The sequence below is a fragment of the Ruminococcus sp. genome (assembly GCF_017549005.1).
GTDB lineage: Bacteria > Bacillota > Clostridia > Oscillospirales > Ruminococcaceae > Ruminococcus.
This window is the reverse complement of sequence record NZ_JAFYYT010000001.1, coordinates 46,598-64,468: the sequence shown is the minus strand read 5'-3', so window position 1 is coordinate 64,468 and position 17,871 is coordinate 46,598. Positions and strand designations below refer to the sequence as shown.

The window sequence follows — 17,871 nt, the reverse complement described above, 5'->3', positions numbered from 1 at the left end:
CCGTTTTTGGCATTTTTATGACAGCTTCTTCATAAAATATAGCAGCAAATAATGGAGGAAGCTATGTTCATAAAAAGTAAGATAGTACGTGATACAGCGCTGCTGACAGCAATGCAGCTCTTTCTTGACACGGCGGCTCTGCTGCTGAACGTTTTCATCACAAAGCAGATGGGCTCATCGGCGATAGGCATACTCAGCCTTATGGGCTCTTTTCTCGGACTTGCAGGGATACTTTCCAACGGTAATGCATTTATCTGCACGAGCCGGCTTATATCCGAGGAACTCGGAAAAAGCTGCGGAAACCCTAATCGTATCCTCAGTCATGGATTAAAGCTGTGCCTGATACTGAGCACAGCTGTCTCGTTGGTTATCCTGACATTTGCGGAGGGGATAAGTCTCAGATTTTTCAGCGGCGCACACATGACGGCTGCTATACGTTTTATGCCCATAGCACTCGTTACGGGAGCTGTTTCTGCCTGCATCAAGGGCTACTTCAACGCCAGCCGTAAGGCTGCTGTGACTGCAATAGGTGATATTGCAGAATTCGCGGCAAGGTGCGGAGTCATCGTCGTATTTTCGCTTGTCAGGGGAGTTGCAGGCGAGGGAGCTGTCTGCGATATCATGATAGGCGGCATAATTGCAGGAAACTGCGTTTCAATGCTGTATCTCGGAATATCTTACCTTTGTACCCATAAGAAATACAGGACGGAATGCTCGCTGAGTTTCCGTGAATATGCTGCATTTTCCCTGCCAATAATGGGTGGGGGGATACTTACAGCTGTACTGAGCAGCACAAATGACGCGCTTATACCCGTCTGCCTGAGAATGTACGGTGACTCCGCAGGGGACGCACTTGGAAAATTCGGCATATTTGAGGCTATCGTGATACCTGCGCTGTTCTTTCCGTCAGTGGTTCTGTGCTCAATGTCGGGGATAATCGTGAGTGAAGCCGCAAGAGCAGCCGCTGCCGGAAACAGGCAGCGTATCAGGTGCTTCACGGAGCGGCTGAAGGCCTGGACGCTGATGTTCTCGGTTTTCTCGGCAGCTGTTATCATGAGATTCGGCGGCATGATAGGGGATAAGCTGGGCGGCGGAGAGCTTGCTGGGAGGATAATAACGATGATAGCTCCTGTGATACCGTTCATCTACATGGAGATAGTCCTTGAAGCACTTATAAAAGGACTGGGACTGCAGAGCTTTTCATCGGCAAATTACCTGTTTGAGTATATCATACGTATAGCTGCAGTGGTCATACTGATACCGAGGATAGGCTTCTTCGGTGTTGTTGTTTCGTACTACGCGAGCAACATCTTCGGGAACTGTATGAGGTTCGTGAAAGTTATAAGGGTAACGGGCGCTCGCGCGGCACTTTGTGGAACATTGATTTTCCCCGTAATACTGGCGATCGGTACGATGTCGGCAGCTGAACTGTTTTTTAGATTAACGAATAATAAAATTGAAGGTACCGCGGATATGCTGTTTTTCGGGATAATATGGGGAGGAGCATATTTTGCTGTATTCTCCGCATTAGGAAAAGTAAAGCTATTTAGTAAATGCGGAGAAGAAGATTTTAGTGATACTGCACAACAAACTGTTAGCCGTGTAATATGATATGTAGAAAATTTTGTGTTAGTATTGCAATTTTTTTATTAATGAATTATAATATTTGTATGCCGTGGATATAAGACGGATAAACCAATTAAGAGGAGAAACTTTGTCATGAAAGAATATGATGTTAACAAGGTAAAAAACATAGCATTTGCTGGCCACAACGGCTCGGGAAAAACTTCTCTTGCTGAGGCTGTACTTTTCAAAGCAGGAGCTTCCGACCGTCTCGGCAAGACTGCTGACGGCACAACGGTTTGTGATTACGATCCTGAGGAGATCAAGAGACAGATCTCGATAGGTACGTCTCTTGCTTCTTTTGAATATAATGATTTCAAGGTAAATATCCTTGATACTCCCGGTTTGTTTGACTTTGCCGCTGAAATGATTGAGGGCATCAGGGCTGCTGATACTGTAATGATCACTGTTTCGGCAAAATCGGGTGTTAAGGTAGGCGCAAGAAAGGCTTACGAAGAGGCTGTAAAGCAGGGCAAGTCCAAGATGTTCGTCGTTACAAAGATCGACGACAAGGACGCTAACTTCTTCAATGTCCTCACAGAGCTCAAGACTGTTTTCGGTCCAACTGTGTGCCCTGTTGTAGTTCCTGTTATCAGCCACGGCGCTATCGTTGAATACGTAAATCTCATTGAGATGAAGTGCTATAAATACGACGCTAAGGGCAACGCTATCGAGACTGAGATGCCTACGGCGGAGATATCCGAAAAGTTCGAGTACCGTGTTGACGGTCTTGTTGCAGCCGTTTCCGAGGCCGTTGCAGAGACTTCCGAGGAGCTTATGGAGAAGTTCTTCGAGGGCGAACCCTTTACTCAGAAGGAGCTCATTGACGGTATCCACGATGGTATGAACAGAGGTATCATCACTCCTGTTGTTTGTACTTCCGCTGCCGACCTTGCAGGTATAGATATGCTCCTCAAGGAGATAGAGCTTCTGCTTCCGTCGCCTAACGAGGTATATGCAGCAGAGGCTTATACAGCTACAAAGGATGTTGTTGAGATAGAGTGCGATGTAAACGCTCCTCTTTCTGCATTTGTTTTCAAGACAGTTGCCGATCCGTTCGTCGGCAAGATGTCGTTCATAAGAGTTATGTCAGGTAAGCTGACTTCCAACAGCGAAGTAATGAACTCCACATCGGGTTCAAGCGAGAAGATCGGAAAGCTCTATACTCTCTGCGGAAAGAAGCAGACTGAGGTGTCAGCAGCTTATGCAGGCGATATAGTCGTTGCTTCAAAGATATCCGCAAATACAGGCGATTCGCTGGCAGACAGTTCAAAGGTAGTAGAGTTCGGCGGCATGGAGTTCCCGAGACCTTGCTACTCTATGGCTGTAAAGGCTAAGGCACAGGGCGACGAAGCTAAGATCTCAACAAGTATCCAGAGACTTATCGAGGAAGATCCTACCCTGACATACGTTCAGGACGAAACTACAAAGGAGCAGATACTCAGCGGTCTCGGCGAGCAGCATATCGAGGTCGCAGCTGCAAAGCTAAAGAGCAAGTTCGGCGTTGACGTAAGCCTTACGGTACCTAAGATAGCTTATAAGGAGACTATCCGCAAGAAGGTCAAGGTACAGGGACGACACAAGAAGCAGTCGGGCGGTCACGGACAGTTCGGTGACGTTTGGATAGAGTTTGAGCCCTGCGTAAGTGATACCCTTGTATTCGAGGAGAAGATATTCGGCGGAGCTGTTCCGAAGAACTACTTCCCGGCAGTACAGAAGGGTCTCGAGGAAAGCGTAAGAAAGGGCGTTCTTGCAGGCTGCCCAGTTGTCGGACTTAAAGCGATACTTGTTGACGGTTCCTATCACCCTGTTGACTCCTCGGAAATGGCGTTCAAGACTGCCGCTTCCATTGCTTACAAGGAAGGTCTCAGACAGGCTGATCCCGTAATGCTTGAGCCTATCGGTGAGCTCAAGGTAACAGCTCCTGACGACAATACGGGCGATATCATGGGCGAGCTCAACAAGCGCAGAGGCAGAGTTCTCGGTATGGAGCCTGTCGGAGGCGGCAACACCGTTATCCAGGCGGAAGTACCTATGCGTGAGATGCACGATTTCGCAATGTATCTCCGTCAGACCACAAGAGGTCTCGGAAGCTTCACGTTCGACTTCGTAAGGTATGAGCAGCTTCCTGCTAATCTCCTTGCAGAGGTAATTTCTTCTGTTGGAGCTGAAGAATAATAATATATGGCTGCCTGTGATCAGGCAGCCGTTTTTATGTCCATACAGGGCTTGATTTATTATTATCAATGTGATATAATATTCTTTGAATCAAAATTTATGAAAGAAGTGTTGTTCACATGACAAAGATCACTATTTTCTCGGGCTTTCTCGGTGCCGGAAAGACCACTCTTATAAAGAAGCTCATTCAGGAGGGCTACAAGGGCGAAAAGCTCGTCCTTATCGAAAATGAATTCGGTCAGATCGGTATTGACGGCGGTTTTCTGCAGGACGCAGGCGTTGAGATAACCGAAATGAACTCCGGCTGTATCTGCTGCAGCTTGGTCGGAGACTTCGGCAAGGCTCTTGAAAAGGTCCTCGCTGATTATGCTCCCGACCGTATCCTTATCGAACCCTCGGGCGTTGGTAAGCTCAGCGACGTTATCCGCGCAGTCCAGAACATAAACGCTCATGATGTTGAGCTTGACGGTTTTACAACTGTTGTTGACGCCAAGAAGTACAAGATGTACATGAAGAATTTCGGCGAGTTCTTCGATAATCAGATAACTTACGCGAGCTGCCTGATTCTCAGCCATACAAGCGGTCTTTCACAGGATAAGCTTGATGACTGCGTAAAGAGTCTCCGTGAGAAGAATCCTGCCGCCCCTATCGTTACTACCGAGTGGGACGAGCTCACAGGAAAGCAGCTTGTTGACGCAATGACACAGAAAAATACTCTTGATGACGAGCTTAAAGAGCTTCTTGAGGAGGCTGCACATCATGATCATCATCACCATGAACATGATGAAGAGCATGAACATCATCATCACCACGATCATGATGAAGAACATGAACATCATCACCACCACGATCATGATGATGAACATGAACATCACCACGACCATGGTCCGGACTGCACCTGCGGCTGTCACAATCATGATCACGAACATCACCATCATCACCATGCAGATGAGGTCTTCACAAGCTGGGGCAGAGAGACTACAAGAGCTTATACCCCTGAGGAGATACAGTCCGCTCTTGAAGCGCTTGGCAATGAAGAAAAATACGGCATGATACTCCGTGCAAAGGGTATCGTTGCCGGTACTGACGGCAAGTGGATACACTATGACTATGTACCCGGAGTGCCCGATGTCCGTACAGGAAGCGCGAGCACTATCGGCAGGCTCTGCGTTATCGGTTCAAAGATAAACGAGGATGCTATTGCCGAGCTTTTCAAGGCTTGATCGAAAGGAGCTTTTACCGTGCCTGATCAGAATGATGTAATTCCGATATACCTTTTTCTCGGCTTTCTGGAAGCGGGAAAGACCAAGTTCATACAGGAAACTCTCGAGGACAAGCGTTTCAACAAGGGTGAAAAAACGCTCCTGCTGATATGCGAGGAGGGCGTTGAGGAGTACGATATCTCACGTATGCCAAAGAAGAATATCATAACTCACGTCATAGAGGACAAGTCCGAGTTCACAATGGAGAACTTCACAAAGCTTCTTAAAGAGAGCGGCGCTGAACGTATTGTCTGCGAGTATAACGGAATGTGGCTAATGGACGATTTCTATAAGGCTATGCCTGATGATACGACAATAGCGCAGACAATGTTCTTCGTTGACGCTACGACTTTCAATAACTATAACGCTAACATGAGAAGTCTTGTGGTTGACAAGCTCAATGTGGCTGAAATGGTCATTTTCAACCGCTTTAATGAAAAATTTGACCCGAATGAGTATCATAAGGTGGTAAGAGGCGTCAGCAGAAGCGCTGAGATAGTTTACGAATACACTGACGGACGAGTTGCATACGATGATATCGAGGATCCCCTCCCGTTTGACGTGGAGGCAGACGAGATAACTATCGAGGACAAGGACTTTGCTCTGTGGTACAGGGATATTATGGACGATCCGTTCAAATATGACGGTAAGACCATGACTTTCAAGGCTCTTACAGCGAAAAACGAGAAGTTCCCTGCGAATACCTTTGCAGTCGGCCGCCATATCATGACCTGCTGTGTTGAAGATATACAGTACTGCTGGCTTGCGGCTCAGGTCGATGACGGAAACGAGCCTGCAAATAAGTCATGGGTGACTGTTACAGGAAAAATAAGCGTTCAGAAGCATAAGCTCTACCGCGGAAAGGGGCCGCTGCTCCTTGTAAGGGGCATTGAACCTGCGGAAGCTCCCGAGCAGCCTGTGGCAACTTTCTATTGATAAAAAATGCGCTCCCTTATGTGTGATACTAGTAAAGACGTATATATGGGACTTATCGGGGGAAACCTTTCTGAGGAAAGGTTTTCCCCCGCCCCCCCTTCCAAAGACTTTTATCCCAAATTTTTCCAAACAGGACGCCCCCTGTAAGAGTTATAGAGGGCGTTAGTTTTCGTTGGGCGTCCTGTTTGGAAAAATTTAAGCTGGAAGTTTTAGGAAAGGAGTTTGAGGAAGAACCCTTTTTCAAAAGGGTTTTCCTCAATAAATTCTCACATATACTTCTCTATGCGTACCACACATGACGGGGAGCGTTACTTTTAACACAGATTTCAACAATATGTTGAAATAACATTACACATATTGAAAGAATATAGTAAAAACATAGATTATTCATAGAGCGGTAAGAATTATTACATATTATTAGTACCATTCCGTATCTATATTCGCAGAACTGTTTTCATTATATTATAAATATATGTGTTAGGGCAATACTTTTATAATGCAGATTATATTTGATTAAAAGGTACAAATATGCTATAATTGTTGCAATAGAGCTTTATTACGTCAGAACGGCATATCTGAGGGCGGCTGTCAGAAGAATGCCTGACATCGACCGAAAATATGATTTCTGATGTTGATAGTAAGCTTAACAGGTTATAAAAAATTTCTCAAAAATTTTTTCAGATATTTTCGTCTTTTTCGGCTTCAGAAATCACTTATTTATGAAAGCTTTCAAAATGATAAGAGTTATACGCTTTATAAAGCTGTGAATGCTTAATAATTCAAAGGAAGTGAGAAAGTGGAAGCCGATATAAAGACCCTCGGCGGAGGTGACGGACAAATTATAACAGTTTTTACTCAGAAAAGGAATAAAGATGATTCGGAGAGTTCCGTTAATCAGCTCATAATCGATTGTACAAGATCCAAGGAATGTCTTGAAAAGCTTTACCTTATGTTTAAGGACAGCGTTTTTGCAGTGGCTTACAGTATAACTCAGGACTATCATCTTTCCGAGGACTGCGTTGCGGAAACTTTCGTTAGGCTGACGCGGATAAAGCGCTTTTCTGCCTCAAAGGGTGACGGAAAAGGCTTCATTCTCACTGTAGCCCGCAATGTTGCGCTGGAATATCGCCGTAGATTCAAACGAGAGGTGGCAAACGATATTATTCAGAACTACGGCGATGACGAAAGGACTGTGGAAGACAGTATTTACATAAATCAGCTTTTGAAAGAGCTGAATGACAAGCAAAGGCAGACGGTGGTCCTTAAATGCTGTGCGGATATGACATTCAAGCAGATAGCAAAGGTCATGAAGTGTCCCGAATCAACGGTAAAATCAAGATACCAGAAGGCAATTGCCATTTTAAAGGTAAAGGCAGGTGACAATGAATGAAAAATGACGATATAAGAATAGATCCTGAGTTTGAAAAAGAGCTCAGAAATAAAATGAACAGTCTTTCGGCAGGCGTTAACTGTTTCGATAAGATAACAGCGCAGGCTTTTCCCGAGTCAGAGACGGATTATGAAATGGTAGTAAGCGATGTTGAGAACGTTTCGGGCAGATTCAGAGTCACACCTGTGATGAAGATCGTAGCAGCTGCGGCGGCAGTTGTGGCCTGTTTGGCTGTTATACCGCGAACCTCAGCGTTTCAGAGCTTCCTTGCGAATGTGAATGAGAACAATAATTCGGAGTTCCGCTCGATTATCAGGGAGATCGAAGACGAGACAGAGATAAACACCTACAAGGTATACGATATGGCGCTCAGCGATTATGCCAAATATAATATAATGTATAATCCTTTATGCAAGTGTCCGTTCAGGGCGGGCAATGACGACACGGACGCGAGAGTACGCCTGTTTGTGAGGACATATAATGATGTTCCGACAAATCAGATGTATGCAGTGGAGTATACGGGCGAGTACAAGAATACCAATTTCATTGCTGCTGCCGAAACTGACGTCAGGTTCACAAAAGAGGACCTCGAAGCTCTGGATTTTTCCGATGAAGGCATTACAGCTTTTTCGATAGCTGAGCAAATGACAAATATAGAACTGGATAATATTATCGAAAAGAACTTCTATGCGGACAGATACGGGGAAGTTACAGGGGAGAACGGTACACAGCTGACAGCTGCATCTTATATTTACGATAGTATATACAAGGATGCAGATCACGTGAACAGAAACCTTTCCAAGGTCGTTTACTTCAAGAATTTCGATGAAACCGAGTATTATTATGACGTCAAGGGCGAAAATGCTCATGAAATAGACTGGAAACGCTCGCTGTACACTGACGGTACAAGTGCTATGCCGACAGACGAAGATGAGGACGGCTCAATGTTCATAAAGATAAGCCTTGACGATGACGCAGATGCCGAGTCTTCGGAGGAAACAAAATTCGGATATTATGAGCCCTATAATTCCTATGAAAGTGTAGCTGCCGATGATGTTCTCAATACTTTCCAGATCGGATACAGCGCTGAAGGCAGGGATTTCGTTACTCCCGTTTCCGTGAAATGCAAGAATTCAATGAAGATATATATACCTAATTTTAACTTCATGATTTATTCTTCTCAGTGGGATCCGACTATCAATATCACTATTGCTGAAACTGGAATCTCATTCAAAATACATGACAGTGATCTCAAGGGAAGCGGAATAATGCATACTCACCATGATACAGCGTTGGAGAACGGATCTGATACGAAATTTGATTTTAATCCAACGTTAAGCTTTGATCCGTCACTGGGATTTGATAATTTTGAAGGCTTTAAAATTAAAGTATCTGATGATTCCGTATCTGGTCCAAAAGTGTATTTCTTTTCTGACGGTGATTTAAGTGGCTATCAATTAGTAAATGACGGGGATGAAAAGGAAAGTGCAGATGAGACCGCACCATAACCGGTAACGTGGTTGAAGGTATAGAATATGATTCAAAGAGAAAAAATGAAACACACCCTTCTTTAATATAGTTTTTGCCCTCGGGAAGTTCCGAGGGCTTTTTTTGCAAAAAAAGTGCTGTCTGCGAGAGAAGAGCAGACAGCGGAGGTGAGGATGATATATAATCGACTGCGTATCAGTCGGGATCATGCTGTGGAGCTGACTTTTTTGTGTCTTATGGCAGGCTCTTTAAGACAGGCTTTCAGCGTGTGCTCGAATGCCGCCATATTGAGTATCATTGCGCCTATCCACGCGGAAGCTTCAGCATAGGCTGTAGCCCTGAAGCCGATAACCGGAAGAAACAGCGCTATAACACCAACTCTAAGAGCCATTTCGAGGATACCCGAGATCATCGGCACAAGAGGCTTTCCGAAGCCCTGACAGCCGTTTCTGAATATGAAGAGGTAATCAACTCCGATAAGACAAATGCCGCATATGGGGAGATAGGTCTTTGAGATGGCTATCGTTTCGGCGCCGCTTATCATTACTCCCGCAAGTTTTGTAGGGAAGAATACCATGACAGAGCCGAGGACAATGTATGAGACCGTTGCGATAGCAAGACAGACGTGAAGTCCCTCACGGATACGGGAGTATTTCTTAGCACCGAAATTCTGACTTGTGAATGCGGACATTGCAAAACCTGCTGTGCAGGCGGGCTGCATAAAGAGATTGATGAACTTGCTGCAAGCGGAATATACGGTAGTATAGGCAACTCCGAGACCGTTGACGAAGTACTGTATAACCATACAGCCTACAGCTGTTATGGAGTTCATAAGAGCCATTGGGAGACCGTTTTTGAAAAGTTCGATATAAAGGGCTCCGTTGCCGCGGAAATCCTCTTTGCTGATGCTGAGTACGTCTATTTTGCGTATTTTCAGCCAGCATATGAAAGCTGAAACTATCTGTGAGAATATTGTTGCTGCGGCAGCTCCCTCAACACCTGTTTTCAGTACGAAAATAAAGAATGAGTCAAGGAGTATATTTACTGTTGTAGATATTATAATGGCAATAAACGGAGTTTTGCTGTCGCCCAGCGCTCTCAGTATACATGAGCAGAGATTATAGGCGATAGTTGCGATAAGTCCACCGAAAATGCAGTAACCGTAGATAAGTCCGTCATGCATTATCGCTTCGTCTGTACGGAGCAGATGAAGCACAGGCTTTAAAAATGATGTGCTGAGGGCTGTCAGCGCTAACGCTATGATTATGCAGAGCAGAAATGAAGAAGCTACAGAGCGTCTTAGCTTTGAATAGTTCTTTGCGCCGAAGCTCTGTGCGGTTATTACTGAAAAACCGTTGGCAAGTCCCATTGAGAATCCGAATATAAGGAAAGTAAGTGATGAGATATTTCCTACGGCAGCGAGGGCGTTGTCGCCAAGACCCTTACCGACTATGGCAGTATCTACGATATTGTACATCTGCTGGAGCATATTTGTCAGCAGCATTGGAAAGTAGAATTTTAGAATAAGTGAGGAGACCTTTCCGTTTGTAAGATCATTTGCCTTTGCCATAAAGACACCTCCTTAAAACGTCGCTATATTGGTTTTGTTGAGTTTATTATAATAAAATTGGGAAAGAAATTATATCAGAAATATTGCTTTTTTGTCAAAAATGGGCTATAATAGAAATATAACAAAATATGGGAAAATCAGCCAAAAGAGGTGAGTTTATGAAAACAGACCGTGATCTGAATTACAGACTCTATATCCAGCGGAATTACGGTTTTACGAGAAGCCCCTTCGAGCGCGAGCTCAACGTTTACAGATCGGTAAGAGCCGGTGATACGGAAGCTGTAAAAGCTAATTTTGCTAGGATAAGGAAGAATTTCTTTGAAGGCAAGGGTACTCTTTCTGAGGATCCTGTGAGAAATATAATGTATCATTTTGTTACTTCCGTGGCTATGGTTGCGCGTTTCTGCATAGAGGGAGGGCTCGGACACGACGCGGCCTACACTCTCAGCGATATCTACATACAGCGTGCGGACAAGCTCAATGACGTTGAGATGATAATCGACCTTTTTCTTGAAATGCAGCTGGATTTTGCTGAGCGTATGAAAACTTTGAAAAAGGAAAACGTTATTTCCCTCCATGTACGCAAATGTATTGACTATATCTATGAACATCTTCACGAGGAGCTGACTCTGAAGCTGCTTGCCGACCATGTGGGGCTCAATCCCTCATATCTGTCGAAGCTGTTTTCAAAAGAGACGGGAATGAGTATTAAATCGTTCATTATAAAAGCGAGAGTCACTACGGCGGAAAATCTGCTTACTGATTCGGAGTTTTCCTGCCTCGAAATATCACTTGCCCTCGGATTTTCCTCTCAGAGCGCATTTATCAGCGTTTTCAGGAAGGTAAACGGTATAACTCCCAAAAAATACAGGGAACTGCATTATCTTAAAGTGCTTGAGGAAAATGAGAACAGAAAAAATAATGCAAATGCAGATATGCATTAATATTCGGGGAATATATCATGTTGTACCATAATATAAAACGCGGGGAGTTCATTGACCGTCCCAACAGGTTCATAGCGAATGTTCTTATAGACGGTCATGCGGAAACTGTTCATGTTAAGAATACGGGACGGTGCAGGGAGCTTCTTGTAAAGGGCTGCACGGTGTATCTTGAGAAGTCGGACAATCCTCATCGTAGGACAGGATATGACCTTGTGGCAGTTGAAAAGCTGCGGGAGGGCAAAAGTACTCTTTTAGTCAATATTGACTCGCAGATACCCAATGCTGCTGCGGAGGAATGGCTGAAAAAAGGGGAGCTTTTCTCCAAAAACGCTGAGATAAGACGCGAATACAAATACGGAGCTTCGCGCTTCGACTTTATGATATCGGACAATGGTAAGACTTCGTTTCTCGAAGTCAAGGGAGTTACTCTCGAGCAGAACGGTATAGCGCTGTTTCCGGACGCACCTACCGAGAGAGGGCTCAAACACGTAAACGAGCTTATCGGGGCTCATAAAGCAGGATATGGCACGTATATCCTTTTTGTGATACAGATGAAGGAGATAAGGGCGTTCCGCCCCAATGATATGACGCACAGAGCCTTAGGTGACGCGCTGAGAAGGGCTCGGGCAGAGGGCGTGGAACTCCTTGCATACGATTGTATTGTCATGCCCGACAGTATCACTGTAGATAAGCCGATTATTATTGATACGGAGGAGAATCATGAACTGGAAACAATTATTATGTGAAAAAAGGCGCAGAAGCTACTCGACAACTTCTGTCAGCAACGATCCGCGCAGCGAGTTCCAGAGAGACTATCACAGGATAATAGGAAGCGCTTCATTCAGACGTTTGCAGGACAAGACCCAGGTATTCCCTCTTGACAGGGGAGACTTTGTGCGAACACGCCTTACTCATTCCCTTGAGGTCTCGTCCTTTGCAAAGTCCCTTGGACAGATGATATTCCGCAGGATAGCCGGAAATATGGACAGTGAGCTTGATGAGCAGGATATCGAGAAGATATGCAGTATCCTCGAGTGTGCCGGCCTGATACACGATATAGGAAATCCTCCTTTCGGTCATTTCGGTGAGGACTATGTCCGTGACTGGTTCGTGAGAAATCTTCCGAAGCTGGAACTGGGCGGAAAAAAGCTCAATGAGATACTCGATCCGCAGATGTGCGAGGATATGTACCACTTTGAGGGCAATGCACAGGCTCTCAGGCTGCTTACCAAGCTTCATTTTCTTGTTGATGAGAATGGTATGAATCTGACATACGGTCTGCTGAATACTATCATAAAGTATCCTGTCCCCTCGACCGGTATAAACAAGAAAAGCGGCAATATCAAGGACAAGAAAATGGGTTATTACTATGCCGACAGGGAAATATTCGAGGATATTGTCAGCAGTACGGGAGCCGTTGACTGCAGACACCCGCTGGCTTTTATACTGGAAGCCGCTGACGACATTGCATATAAGACTGCCGATATCGAGGACGCGGTGAAAAAGGGATTCATAACATATTCAAGGCTCGTGTACGAGCTTAAAAATACCTATATGCCTAAGTGCAGGGAAAACGAAAAGGCAGTTTTTGAGAATGTGCTTGGCAGGCTGGAGTATTATTACGGGCAGGCTGTTGAGAAGAACCTGTCTTCGCCTGAGCATAATGCTGTACAGCGGTGGATAATATATGTTCAGGGACTTCTGCTCAGATGTGCGGCTTCAGCGTTTATCGGGAATTATAAGGATATCATGGCAGGAACGTTCCCGAAGGAGCTTCTTGCGGCATCTGACGCCGATACCGTTGCTTTTGCCCTCGGTGATATGGCATACCGGTTTGTTTTCTGCTCTAAGGAGATATACTCCCTCGAAATTGCAGCAGGGGAGATATATGAGTTCCTTCTGAGCAAGATAACTTCCGCTGTTGTGGTCTTTGACACGGAATACGGCAGCTCTTTCATTGAAAAACGCATCATGCGCCTCATTTCCGAAAACTACATCAGAGCCTACAGGATAAGCTCTCAGGGAAAGAGCGAAAAGGAAAAGCTTTATCTGAGGCTCATGCTCGTTACTGATTATCTCTGCGGAATGACGGACGGCTATGCAAAAAAACTTTATACGGAGTTGAGCGGAATTGGCTGAAAGCAGTAAAAAATCACTGAAAAAGCGTGTATTTGATATTATTCAGATAGGAAACAAGGATGATCTTATAAGCCGTTCCTTTGACTGGTTCATTGTAATTATCATAATATTGAATATACTTACGGTTTTTCTCGATACATTTGAGGAACTCGCAATGTTCAAGCCTCTGTTCAGAGCTATGGAAGCTGTGACGGTATCGTTTTTCTGCGTGGAGTATTTCCTGCGTATATGGACAGCTGGATATCTATATCCCGATAAAAAGGGGATAGGAGCACAGCTGAAATTCCTGCATTCCTTTGACGGAATAGTTGATCTCCTGACTATTCTTCCGTTTTTCTTCCTTGACGGCTTTATTGTGTTCAGAATGCTGAGAGTTGTAAGGATACTTCACCTGTTCAGAGTAAATGCCCATTATGACTCGTTCCATGTAATTACTTCCGTGCTTATCGAGAAGAGAAATCAGATCATTTCATCGGTTTTCATCATTATAGTACTTATGCTGGCTTCTTCTCTCGGTATTTACAGTGCAGAGCATGAAGCCCAGCCGGAAGCATTCAAAAATGCTTTTTCGGGCATATGGTGGAGCGTTTCCACGCTTCTTACAGTGGGGTACGGCGATATATATCCTATAACCGTAATAGGCAAGATTATGGCTATAATCATTGCTTTTCTCGGTGTTGGAGTCGTCGCGATACCTACAGGTATCATAAGTGCAGGATTTGTTGAGCAGTACACTCAAAAACAGCATTCTGACGCAAGATTCAGCGATGTTAACGACGTAGGCGAGATATACATCGACGAAAAGAGCAGCTTCAAAGGCATGACCGTTGGAGAGGTCACGGGAAACTACAATATCCGTATACTTGTTATTCTTCGAGGCGAAATGACAATAGTTCCCAACGAGGGGCTGAAACTCAGGAAAAACGATATAATTATAGTAAAAACGGATAAGCTCATAAAAACGGGGTAACAGCAGTTAGAAAAATAGATGTTTAATTTGTCTGACTTGTATAAATGCTCCTCATTTTATTGACAAGAGAGGTTTTAAATGCTATAATAATGTTGCGAAAATAATTGGGTTATTATTTGAGCGAGACCGAGGCCGGCGTCTGCACATTTGCCGTCCGAGGCAGTTCCTTTGCATGAACAAGGACAAATCAGAAAAAGCTGTATTCATGGGCGAATACAGCTTTTGATCTTTATATATGATTTTTACTTGGATAATTTCAGCTTTAATCTTATCTTATCGGTAATAAGTGCGATAAACTCGGAATTTGTGGGACGTCCGCGGAAGCTGTTGACGGAATATCCGAAAAAGCTGCTTATTACGTCGCTGTTTCCTCTGTCCCATGCAATTTCGATAGCATGACGTATGGCTCTTTCGACGCGAGAGGAAGTTGTCGAATATTTCTGAGCAACACAAGGATATAACTGCTTAGTTACGCTTTCCATGAGCTGGCTGTTGTTTATTGCGCTGATTATAGCAGTTCTCAGGTAATGATACCCCTTGATATGTGCAGGAACTCCGATTTTCTGTATAACGTCTGTAACCATTATCTCCATATCTGTACAAGCGCTGGAAACTGCTTTTCTGCATACAGATTTTACTATCGAAGCAAGCTCGCTGAGTTCTAAGGGCTCTGAGAGGAAGTATGCCGCTCCGTTAGCAAGTACCTGACGCTCAATGAAGCTGTTTTTGATATTTGACGCCACAATGAATTCAGGGACATTTATAAGCTGTTCCTTTACGCGGCTTATCAGTGCGATCGCGTCAGTATCCTGCATCGTCAGGGCTGTGATGACAACGTCGGGACGGTCTTTTATGATAGATTCATAAATCGTACTGCCTTCCATTTTCCGCGTATATGCGATCATACCGCTTTCTCTTAATATTGCTGCTGCTTTTACTCCGTTTGCTGCTGAATTGTCGCCAATCAGCACTTTGATAGATTCGTTTTCCATAACGGATTCTCCTTTCATGATTTCTACAATTTATATTTTACACCATAAATTCCGCAATTTCAAGTAGGTATTTCAACGTAATTTGTCGAATATTGAGATTTTTTGTGCTTTTATAGTATTAATCATTTTATTATCAGTATTATATATTATTTTTGTTAGTTTTCAGTAGATTATTAGTATAAACAGATTTTTATAAAAAAATGCTTGACTTTTATTCCTCTTTGATGTATAATATTATAGTACTTTGCGAGTGTGCTGGAATTGGCAGACAGGCACGTTTGAGGGGCGTGTGTCGACAGACGTATGGGTTCAAGTCCCATTACTCGCACCATATGGACAGATGGCTGAGCTGGTCTAAGGCGCACGACTGGAACTCGTGTATACGTTAATAGCGTATCGAGGGTTCGAATCCCTCTCTGTCCGCTCTTTTAAAGAAGCCTGTATTTCGAGGAAAACACCGAAATACAGGCTTTTCTCTTGCCTGTAGAAAACAGTTTTAAATGCATTTTTGCAGTTTTGTGTGCAGCAAAAACAGGTGTTATGCACACGGAATGCACATGAAATGCACACGACGAAAGGCAGTATAACGATACCAAATAACAGCTCCCGCAAGGGAGCTGTTGTTATTTTAACGGATTTGATATAGATTACTTTAGTAATTTGTATACTGTGACCTGTTTTAAGTATCCATTGACAATAAATAGAATAAATGATAAATTATAATTAAGAGGCAAACAATGTGTTGTATATATTTTTTTATTTTAACATAAAATTCGCTTAGTCTTTTCACACTCTCGTAACGTCTAATAAGTAAGAGCACGTGATCTGACGCGAAAGGAGCCAGAACGATGGACAACGGTGAAAGTAGCTACCGCCGTTTCCTTGCAGGTGATGACAGTGGTATGGTCGAGATCGTCCGTGAATTCCGAGATGGTCTTATGCTTTATCTCCGCAGCTATACTGATGATATCGGTTCTGCGGAGGAATGTATGCAGGATGCATTTATAAAGCTTGCCATTAAGAAGCCGAAATTCAACGGCAAAAGCTCTTTCAAGACATGGCTTTATACTATCGGCAGAAATATTGCCGTTGATCATAAACGACGTTTGCTGAGACGCAAAAACGTATCACTGAACGAATGCATTGAAATTGCAGATGAGGCCGATCTTGAACGAAGTTACCTTGTGACAGAACAAAGGATCAATCTTCGTCATGCGATATGCAGGCTTAAAGAAGACTATCAGCAGGTGCTGTATCTGACCTATTTTGAGGACTTCAGCAACGAGGAAACCGCCAAAATAACGGGCAGATCGGTCAAACAGATAAAGAATCTCCTGTATAATGCAAGGAAAGCACTCAAAACAGAACTTGAAAAGGAGGGCTTCAATTATGAAAACATATGAAGAAACAGCTCAATACATACTTGAAGTCCGAAACGAACATGATAAAAAGATAAAGCGCAGAAAAGCGCTGGCAATGCGAATTATACCAGCCGCTGCGGGGATTTGCGGTGCTGTGGTGATATGCTTTGCAGCTGTGAAGAATTACAGAAAGCCAATTGACACGATAACTGATGAAAGTGTTATAACAGGCGGTTCAATCTCAATTGGCACAACAGTTCCGTATGGCACAGAAGAATCAGTCACAAAACTGATCTCGACTGAAAAAACAACTGCCAAAACAACTACTAAAACAAATGTATCTGCGACATCTACCACTACAACAGAAAAGGCAGCAATAGTCGAACAGACCTACGCAAAAACGACCAATGCTATGACTACGGCTGTCACCTCGGCTGTTCATACTACAGTGACGTCAGCACTTCGTGTTACCGCGACAACTACAGTGGAGACAGTCACTTCCCCTGTCACAACTCAGGAGATAACGACGGAACCGATTAGCACAGGCGGCTGGAATTGGAACGGTAACGGAGACTGGAACCACGGCGGTTTCGGAGGCTTTGGCGGCGGGGGAGACACTGAAGGTGGTGGATACACTGAAGGCGACGGTACAGGCGGCGAGGCAGGTAGTGAATACAGCAGCGAGGAACAATGGCAACAGCTTCCCATAAACGAAAGATACTGCTATGCCTATATCTACAGATATGACCGCGTCTATACCAGTCTGTACATGATATCTCCCGAATATGTGGGAGAGTGGATAGACGATGCAGATATGCTAAGCGGTCAGATGATAGCGGGGGAGCAAATGCAATGCGTAGCAGGTGTGTATAGCGTAAACGGCATTACCGCTGCAGGTGCTGTTGCTATAAAATTTATGGGGAATGATGGGTATTACCTATATTACAATCCAAATGCAGATCTGGATATAATAATTCAAACTGTACCTCAGGCATAATATTTTATGGAAGGATGATTT

The 17,871-nt window shown here is 44.1% G+C and carries 14 protein-coding genes and 2 tRNA genes; 14 read left to right on the top strand and 2 right to left on the bottom strand.

Going from position 1 to position 17,871, the window contains the following annotated elements; genetic code table 11:
- Positions 1-63 precede the first annotated feature (63 nt).
- The 6 genes from IKW96_RS00320 to IKW96_RS00295 all read left to right on the top strand — a co-directional run bounded on the left by IKW96_RS00320 (position 64) and on the right by IKW96_RS00295 (position 8,897).
- Positions 64-1,611, top strand: coding sequence for a polysaccharide biosynthesis C-terminal domain-containing protein (locus IKW96_RS00320; RefSeq protein ID WP_296568846.1), 1,548 nt, complete (start codon positions 64-66; stop codon positions 1,609-1,611).
- 108 nt (positions 1,612-1,719) lie between these two features.
- Complete coding sequence (locus IKW96_RS00315; protein ID WP_296568844.1) at positions 1,720-3,801, top strand: translation factor GTPase family protein; 2,082 nt, start codon at positions 1,720-1,722, stop codon at positions 3,799-3,801.
- A gap of 119 nt (positions 3,802-3,920) precedes the next feature.
- Positions 3,921-5,024, top strand: coding sequence for a GTP-binding protein (locus tag IKW96_RS00310; protein WP_296568842.1), 1,104 nt, complete (start codon positions 3,921-3,923; stop codon positions 5,022-5,024).
- An 18-nt stretch (positions 5,025-5,042) separates the two neighbouring features.
- Positions 5,043-5,999: a GTP-binding protein gene (locus IKW96_RS00305; protein WP_296568837.1), complete on the top strand. Its 957-nt coding sequence runs from the start codon at positions 5,043-5,045 to the stop codon at positions 5,997-5,999.
- A gap of 796 nt (positions 6,000-6,795) precedes the next feature.
- On the top strand, positions 6,796-7,389 hold the full coding sequence (locus IKW96_RS00300) for a sigma-70 family RNA polymerase sigma factor (protein ID WP_296568834.1): 594 nt from the start codon (positions 6,796-6,798) through the stop codon (positions 7,387-7,389).
- A complete protein-coding gene (locus tag IKW96_RS00295; protein WP_296568827.1) occupies positions 7,386-8,897 on the top strand; it encodes a hypothetical protein in 1,512 nt (503 codons plus the stop codon). The genes IKW96_RS00300 and IKW96_RS00295 overlap by 4 nt, the downstream gene beginning before the upstream one ends.
- 185 nt (positions 8,898-9,082) lie before the next feature.
- Here IKW96_RS00295 and IKW96_RS00290 read toward each other — a convergent pair whose 3' ends face one another.
- On the bottom strand, positions 9,083-10,447 hold the full coding sequence (locus IKW96_RS00290) for an MATE family efflux transporter (RefSeq protein ID WP_296568822.1): 1,365 nt from the start codon (positions 10,445-10,447) through the stop codon (positions 9,083-9,085).
- A 158-nt stretch (positions 10,448-10,605) separates the two neighbouring features.
- On the opposite strand from IKW96_RS00290, the gene IKW96_RS00285 reads away from it, so the two are divergent.
- The 4 genes from IKW96_RS00285 to IKW96_RS00270 are packed head-to-tail and all read left to right on the top strand — an operon-like array spanning position 10,606 to position 14,500.
- Positions 10,606-11,391 (top strand): AraC family transcriptional regulator, encoded by a 786-nt coding sequence (locus tag IKW96_RS00285; RefSeq protein WP_296568819.1) that lies wholly within the window; start codon positions 10,606-10,608, stop codon positions 11,389-11,391.
- 17 nt (positions 11,392-11,408) lie between these two features.
- Positions 11,409-12,137 carry a DNA/RNA nuclease SfsA gene (sfsA, locus tag IKW96_RS00280; RefSeq protein ID WP_296568814.1) on the top strand — a complete coding sequence of 243 codons (729 nt, stop codon included), beginning with the start codon at positions 11,409-11,411 and terminating at the stop codon, positions 12,135-12,137.
- Entirely contained in the window at positions 12,112-13,530 is a 1,419-nt protein-coding gene (locus tag IKW96_RS00275; RefSeq protein WP_296568811.1) for a deoxyguanosinetriphosphate triphosphohydrolase, read from the top strand. The genes sfsA and IKW96_RS00275 overlap by 26 nt, the downstream gene beginning before the upstream one ends.
- Positions 13,523-14,500 carry an ion transporter gene (locus tag IKW96_RS00270; RefSeq protein WP_296568808.1) on the top strand — a complete coding sequence of 326 codons (978 nt, stop codon included), beginning with the start codon at positions 13,523-13,525 and terminating at the stop codon, positions 14,498-14,500. The genes IKW96_RS00275 and IKW96_RS00270 overlap by 8 nt, the downstream gene beginning before the upstream one ends.
- Positions 14,501-14,742: 242 nt before the next feature.
- On the opposite strand, the gene spo0A is transcribed toward IKW96_RS00270, so the two are convergent.
- Positions 14,743-15,492, bottom strand: a complete 750-nt coding sequence (spo0A, locus tag IKW96_RS00265) for a sporulation transcription factor Spo0A (protein WP_296568806.1) — start codon at positions 15,490-15,492, stop codon at positions 14,743-14,745.
- A 246-nt stretch (positions 15,493-15,738) separates the two neighbouring features.
- Here spo0A and IKW96_RS00260 point away from each other — a divergent pair.
- The 4 genes from IKW96_RS00260 to IKW96_RS00245 all read left to right on the top strand — a co-directional run bounded on the left by IKW96_RS00260 (position 15,739) and on the right by IKW96_RS00245 (position 17,850).
- A tRNA-Leu gene (locus IKW96_RS00260) sits at positions 15,739-15,823 on the top strand.
- 3 nt (positions 15,824-15,826) lie between these two features.
- A tRNA-Ser gene (locus tag IKW96_RS00255) sits at positions 15,827-15,915 on the top strand.
- Between the two features lie 425 nt (positions 15,916-16,340).
- Entirely contained in the window at positions 16,341-16,895 is a 555-nt protein-coding gene (locus IKW96_RS00250) for an RNA polymerase sigma factor (protein ID WP_294752531.1), read from the top strand.
- Positions 16,882-17,850 (top strand): hypothetical protein, encoded by a 969-nt coding sequence (locus tag IKW96_RS00245; RefSeq protein ID WP_296568801.1) that lies wholly within the window; start codon positions 16,882-16,884, stop codon positions 17,848-17,850. Before IKW96_RS00250 ends, IKW96_RS00245 begins: the two co-directional genes overlap by 14 nt.
- The last annotated feature ends 21 nt before the right edge of the window (positions 17,851-17,871 follow it).